Genomic DNA, 6313 nt, shown 5'->3' on the forward strand with positions numbered 1-6313 from the left:
TGCCGGTCTGGGTCATTCGCGTGTCGTCGGTAGCGCGAGCAATACCGAAGTCAATTAGATAAGTGAAGTCGCGGTCATCGATCAAGATGTTGGAAGGCTTGATGTCACGGTGGATCAGCCCGACCTCGTGAGCGGCATGCAAGGCTTCGGCGACCTGATCGATGATGCGTACCGCCCGCGCCGGCTCCAGCGGGGTGTCGGCGAGCACGGTGGCCAAGTCGCGTCCCTTGACCAACCGCATGCTTATGAATAGTCGATCGTCGATTTCCCCGTAGTCATAAATCGGGACAGCATGCGGGGTATCCAATCGCGCTGCCGCATGGGCTTCGCGGCGGAACCGTTGCTGGAAGCCTTCGTCGTCAGACAGATTTGCTGGCAGGGCTTTAATGGCCACGACCCGGTCGGTGACCGTGTCGTACGCGCGCCACACTTCGCCCATGCCGCCCCGACCCAACAACTCGATAAGGCGATATCGGCCGAACGGCGTGCCCTCCACCGGCTCACCATACTTAGTCAGCCGCAGGCAACGGCGGGGCCCCGGGGCGCGGCCTCGCCCGGGGCTGCGCCGTTTGAGGTAGGCTGAACTGGCCACTCAGTGTTCCCTCATTCGGGAGGGAGCAGGTGGCGTCCTTACTCGGAAAGGAATTTTCTATGCTGAGTCGTCGCGCGCTCGAATTCGCCGCTGAAATCTCCTCCCACGATTGGTCCGATGCTCCCTACCGGTTAGACCGGGCAGGCCATCAACGACGCACTGACAGTCGCAGTCGCAACAGTGACCAGAAGCCCCTGAACACTGAGGAGACCTACCACGTTCTCACCAACGTGGTGTGGGTGGTCGCCCAGGTCCTTCAATACGAAGATCCGAACTTTGACGTGTACGAGTTCGCCGTTGCGTGTGGTGTTCCGCGGTCAATTACTCACCGCACCAACGGTTCTCGTAGTGGCGTACTATCCAACGGCCTTCGCTGGGTTGATTCCGAGGCCAAGGTGGCCAAACCGCCCGGGGCGACGCTGTGGCGAGTGCAGCTGCAGTGCGAAGTAGCCAACCTCGTTGTGTTCAAACGGCTTCTGGCTCAGGCCGTCGGGCTCGATCCTGCCATGGCACCGGAAATTGATTCTGTCGGCGGCACTATGCGAACCGTCACTGTCGCGGTGCGCGCATGGGATGAGTTCGCGGCGGGGGAGCGCGCGGTCGCTGCGGTGAGCACGGCAAGCCTCGAAATCGCCAACGGCACCCCCGCGATCGTGCTGGCCATGGAGGAGATCACGTCGGTGGAAAACCTTGGTGCCAGGTCCGCTCAACGGCCCTAAATGAGTAACCGCACGGATACCGGCATGGGTCTGGACGGGGGTGTGAGAACGGCGGCGGCGCCAACATCAGCCCGGGCGGGTGGTTGGCATCGGCCAGCCATGGTGCGGCGCCAACCCGCCGGGAGCCGGACGCGTCCCAGAACCAGTCTGCAAACTGGGATGTGCCGCAAACGAGACAACAACCGATCACTCCCAAATCTCTAGTTTTGAGAGTCGCCGATTCCTCAGTCGCCGACCGCAGCCACCATCTCGGCACGCATCTCGTCCATGGCGCTGTCCGCGCGGTCGTCAATGGCGTTCACCTGGCTCGTCGGCGTTGATGAGGTTGCGAGAAAATTCAGCGTAACTAGTCCCCGTAGCCATCGAAGATCCGTTTGCCTATCCACATGTGAGGCCGTATTCACGGACCAGAGACCGATTGGTTTCCCGCAGCACATCGACATCGTCTTGAAGCGAAGCGATCGTGCGGTTTTTCTCGCCGATGTCGAGCTCGACTTGGGCTATGCGACTGCGCAGTTCGATGACCAGGGGGTGCTGATCGAGCAGAGCGGGGCCCAACGATGGTCCTTGCGCTCCGAGTCGGCGCTCGAGCACCTGCACTTTCTTTTGCAGCTCGCGGTTTCGCTGCTTTGCCGTTGCGAGTTCGGCTATCAAGCTGTCGTGGGTGATTCGATCTTGGGGGCGCAAATGGTGGTCTGCGCGCTGTCCGCCCGCGGCCTCGTCGATGAGGGCTGCGAGGTCCTTATGCCGTTGCAGGAAGTTGCGGTGCACACCGGCTCGGCTGATGACAGCCCGCCGGCTGATCCGCCGGTCTTCGCGTCGGAGATCGGCGACTGCTTTGAGAACGGCGGCACGCTTTGCGGCTGAATCTGCCCGGCGTGCCTCGGCCAGGCGCGAGATCCGCTGTTCGTAGCTTTGAATGTCAGTCATCGATGAGTGTTCCTAGTGCGTCGACAACGTGGCGGCGGTCGTCGATGTGCGCCAGCAGCGCGTCTTCGCCGTTTTCGCGACGCCGTAGCGTGATGTCGACTTCGACCACGGCACGGGCTTTGCGCAGGGTGACGGATGCCTCCTCGATGAGGGCTCGCTGTTCGGGGGTGGCGCGGGCAAGTGTGTCTTCCTGGGCCCGGATGTGGTGTTGAAGCGCTTCTAGTTCTTCGTCGCTAGGCCGAGCGTCACGTTTGGCCCATTCGGCCGCTCCATCGAAGGCGTCGATTCGGGCTCGGATGGCCTTGAGGTCGAGTAGGCGGCGTCGCATCTCCGGTAGGTAGGACGGGTCACTGCCGAATGAGGCGCATCCGAAGCATCGGTGCCGGATCGGGCAGCCGTAGCCTTCGGCGGCAACGTTTTGCGGGTTGGAGCATTTTCCGAATGGCACTGCGATGGTGGCCCGTTCGTCGGCGAGCCGATGGTCGCGTGTCATGCCTCCGAACTTCAAGGAATCACCCTCGATGATGAGGCTTCCGACGGTCTCCGCCGCTTCCCGGCGGCGTTTCTGCGGAATCCGGTAGTAGCCCATGGTGGTCGAGATCCGCTCGTGGCCCATGAGCGCCATCAATACATCCGGCTGAGTTCCGGCGTCAGCATGGCGCTGGGCGTAGGTGTGGCGAAACGAGTAGCCCGAAATAAGTGTCCGATCGAACGGAAGGGGTTGTCCGTCTTCGCCGATCGTGTCGGAGTCCAGGCGGGGAAGCGCGTCGATCCACTCTCTTAGCCGCACCCCGAACAGTGATGAGTCCATTGGGTGGTAGCCGTGCGGGTTCATGCTCGCGCGGGGAAACAGCCGCAGGTGTTCAATGGGTGTGTCCGGGTACCGTTGTCGCGTTCGTAGCTGTTGGTCGCGGACGGTGTCGACGACGGCACCCAGAACGGGCAGTTTACGTTCCTGGCCGCCAGTCACTTTCGTTTCGGTGTAGATCAGGTATGGGCCACGTTCGGACTCTGTGTCGAGGCAGTCGTACTTCAGTGACACGAGTTCGCCCGGGCGACGGCCGGTTTCGGCGGCGAGGCGCACAAGGGCAGGCAGGTGCTCGTTGAGGGCGCGCAGCGCTCTCAACGATTCAGCGGTGAACATCTGCCGGATGATCGTGGTCGGGAGGGCGGCGCCGGCATCGTCTTTCTGAGGATTTTTCACCTGTGGGACGAGCAGGTCGTTGGTGATCATGAAGGATCCGGCGAAGTGCTCCATGCGGCCGGTGTCGCGGCCGTAGCGCAGAATCCGTTGCACCGCTAGGAGGCACTTGTGCTGCAGGGATTTGTTCCAGGGCACGATCGTTTTGCGGTTGTACCGTGCGCGGTATCTTTCGGCGCCTTGCTCAACGAGAGCTGCCAGATACCGAGCAAAGCCGGTAAGAGTCGAGCGGTCAAGGGCGGCGACGTCATTCCCGGTGTCAGCGGCGTTGGCACGCAGATAGTCAGAGAAATAGTCGATCTCGTTGAGTACGTTGCGGAACATGGCAAAGTTGCTGGTGCGGTTGAGGTTATCCCAGCACCAGGCTTGTGTGATTTCGCGAAGCCAGATTTGCGAGATCTCTCGGAAGTCGGCGACGCCGTTTTTGCCGAACACGACGCCGGGCCATACGTCGGCGTCGCGGAAATCCTCGGGACGTTGATCGCCGTACTCGACGGTGGTCAAGATCGTTTGCAGTATTTGGTCGGCGCCTCGGGGCCAGGGGGAGGGCACCTGGGTGTGGCGGGCCGACTTGAGATCCGACATCTGCGAGTAGCGCACCCAGTCGACCAGTCGCTGCAGGTGATCCAGGCGGGTACGCGATCCTCGGCGCGATCGGTTATAGACGCCGAACAGGATCTGGCGCCTGACGTGTGGATGAACGCCGCCGAACAACACGCGCCGGCTGTCGCTGACTTGCTTGGCACGCCGTGACCATTCGTCGAGATCCGCTCCCGAATTGGCCTGTCTAAATCGTTGCCACCGCTGACCGTGAGCCTTACACAGGCGCGTGCCCGGAAGACAGGCGCCGCGGTCGCATGCGGCGACCCGGCACGGGCCGAGGCTGGGTAGCGGGCGCAGGCCGGCGATCACGGCGTCGCGGTCACGCTTACTTCGCGTCACGGCGTATGAGTGAGGCCCGCACAGGCCTTTGTTCTGGGCGTCCCTGCCGCAGCGCACGCCTTGGTGGTTCACCAGGCAAGCGGTCGGGCGCTGGTTGTAACGCAGACGTTTGGGTGGTTGGCGATCGAAGACGTCCCGGTCCGGCTTGCCCCTTGCCTGCCATTGGGTCTTGCAACCTTCGCACAATCCGTTGTTCTGCTGCCCCCAGGCGGGCCGGTCGCAGGTGTCGACTGCGCAAGTCCTCCACCCCAGGGTGGCGTGTGTGGGTGATGGCAGCAGTTGCAGAAGAATTGGATCCCACCCTGCCGTCTGTAGCCAGTGATCGAATGGGCTGTTCGACGAATCGGCTCCATTGTCTGCAGGCAGGAGAACAAGCGCGCCGCGAATACCCTTCATGAGGTGGTGGGCGTTTCGAGGTGTTGGGACAACGCGCCCGCCTCAATTGCCGTGCGCTGTCGAGTCATATCGGGGTGCAGATAGGTCTGCGTCGTCTGCAGGTTCGCGTGTCCGAGCAGCTCGGCGACCACGTCAAGCGATTCTGTTTGAGCGGCGCCGGTCCCGAAGGTGTGACGCAGCATGTGAGGGCTGACCTTGTGCCCGGTGCGGCGGCTGAGTCTGCTCAGGAGGTCGTTGGCAGCGTGCAGTTTCATAGGTTCACCCAAAGGAGCCCGGTACAGGTTGACGAAGACGTAGTCCGATTCGCGAGCCTGCCGGCATGCATCCCTGTCCATCCGGTAACGCTCGTACATGGTGATTAGAGCGGCGGTGACCGGGAGTGCCCGCGGTTTCTGGTTTTTGACCTGGGCCTGATTGCTGTTGACGCGCGGTACGACATGCAAGTGCGGGCCGTCGATCTGGCAGCCCAGGGATGTGGAATCAGGTAAAAAGTGCAGATCCGACAACCTCAAGCCAAGCGCCTCGCCTCGGCGAAGCCCGGTAGTGGCGAGCATTGCCACCAAGAGGGCATCGCGGGCGTTGAGGCATTCGGCCAGGAGGTTCTTCACGACCGCAACCGGGGCGTCTCGTCTGCTGCTGCCGCGCTGAGGCTGAAGGCGGTGGCGGCGGCGCAGGATCACAGTGGTGGACAGCTGATGCCGACGGTCGCTCGGTCCGTAGTTCTGGACCGGCGCCATCTCAAAGAGTCGGTTGAGCTTCGACTCGACCGATACCCCCTCTGCTGCTGCGAATTTGAACATCTCACATACGGCGTAGGTGATTAGGTTGATTCGGTTGTTGTTGCGTGCCGGGTGGTGCCCGGGGCCAGCCCATACCCGTCGCGACGCATGAGGGTGTCGCGGAGACGGTGCTATCCGCAACCACATTTGGAATGCCGTGATGTCGGGATCGGCCCAGTTCGCCGAGCGGTCGGCGCAAAAGTTGTAGTACAGCGCGATGGATTCGGCGTACTTGCGTGTCGTTGACTCAGCCCGGCCTCGTGCAAATCGCATGAACTGCAGGAAGTCGTCCGCAAGCTCGACGACGACGTAGTCGCGGTCGTCGATCACCGACCAGTAGCCACCGGCATCGGTGCTGAAGTGAAAGGCCTTGTACATCAGCGTCAACGCTAGATCCGAGCACCGACGGGACAACGCGCCAAACGTCATTCTCCGCCCGTGCTGTGCATAGCTTGTTACCTGTGCACTGCACAGCGCGACAAAGGCTCAGGAAGTGCGTGTGGTGCTGGTTGTTGGACCCCTTCGAAAGGCAGCTGTAGAGGACCATGTGGATGCCGTTGAACGCCAGGCAGATCCGCGCATCGGGGGTGCGGGCGTGATGGACGCTGATGTCGGCGCGCTGTTGGCCCGCGATGACCGCCACGCTGTGGGTGATGATCGCCGGCGGGGTGCGGTGGGTGGCTGCTACCGAGGTGGTCATGGTGGTCTCCGTTCTGGTGTGCTGCGGTGGGTGCGCCGGTCGGCGCTGGGGTGC

Annotated in this window: 5 protein-coding genes; 1 reads left to right on the forward strand and 4 read right to left on the reverse strand. The window is 62.4% G+C overall.

Going from position 1 to position 6313, the window contains the following annotated elements; genetic code table 11:
• A partial coding sequence (locus F0Q45_RS23435; protein ID WP_149656180.1) for a serine/threonine-protein kinase occupies window positions 1-496 on the reverse strand: 496 nt, incomplete at its 3' end.
• A gap of 155 nt (window positions 497-651) precedes the next feature.
• Between F0Q45_RS23435 and F0Q45_RS23440 the strand changes: the two genes are divergently transcribed.
• A complete protein-coding gene (locus F0Q45_RS23440; protein ID WP_149656181.1) occupies window positions 652-1311 on the forward strand; it encodes a hypothetical protein in 660 nt (219 codons plus the stop codon).
• Window positions 1312-1689: 378 nt separating this feature from the next.
• On the opposite strand, the gene F0Q45_RS30335 is transcribed toward F0Q45_RS23440, so the two are convergent.
• The 3 genes from F0Q45_RS30335 to F0Q45_RS23455 all read right to left on the reverse strand — a co-directional run bounded on the left by F0Q45_RS30335 (window position 1690) and on the right by F0Q45_RS23455 (window position 5988).
• Window positions 1690-2241: a DUF6262 family protein gene (locus F0Q45_RS30335; RefSeq protein WP_223163942.1), complete on the reverse strand. Its 552-nt coding sequence runs from the start codon at window positions 2239-2241 to the stop codon at window positions 1690-1692.
• Window positions 2234-4384: a tyrosine-type recombinase/integrase gene (locus F0Q45_RS23450; RefSeq protein WP_188113116.1), complete on the reverse strand. Its 2151-nt coding sequence runs from the start codon at window positions 4382-4384 to the stop codon at window positions 2234-2236. Before F0Q45_RS23450 ends, F0Q45_RS30335 begins: the two co-directional genes overlap by 8 nt.
• A gap of 392 nt (window positions 4385-4776) precedes the next feature.
• Complete coding sequence (locus F0Q45_RS23455; protein ID WP_149656184.1) at window positions 4777-5988, reverse strand: tyrosine-type recombinase/integrase; 1212 nt, start codon at window positions 5986-5988, stop codon at window positions 4777-4779.
• Between the last annotated feature and the right edge of the window lie 325 nt (window positions 5989-6313).

The sequence above is a fragment of the Mycobacterium simiae genome, from assembly GCF_008370645.1.
Lineage (GTDB): Bacteria > Actinomycetota > Actinomycetes > Mycobacteriales > Mycobacteriaceae > Mycobacterium > Mycobacterium simiae_A.

What these genes read in the sequence shown, in the direction of transcription:
- F0Q45_RS23455 (WP_149656184.1), bottom strand. Translation starts at nt 5,988, where the DNA reads ATGACGTTTGGCGCGTTGTCCCGTCGGTGCTCGGATCTAGCGTTGACG.
- F0Q45_RS30335 (WP_223163942.1), bottom strand. Translation starts at nt 2,241, where the DNA reads ATGACTGACATTCAAAGCTACGAACAGCGGATCTCGCGCCTGGCCGAG.
- F0Q45_RS23440 (WP_149656181.1), top strand. Translation starts at nt 652, where the DNA reads ATGCTGAGTCGTCGCGCGCTCGAATTCGCCGCTGAAATCTCCTCCCAC.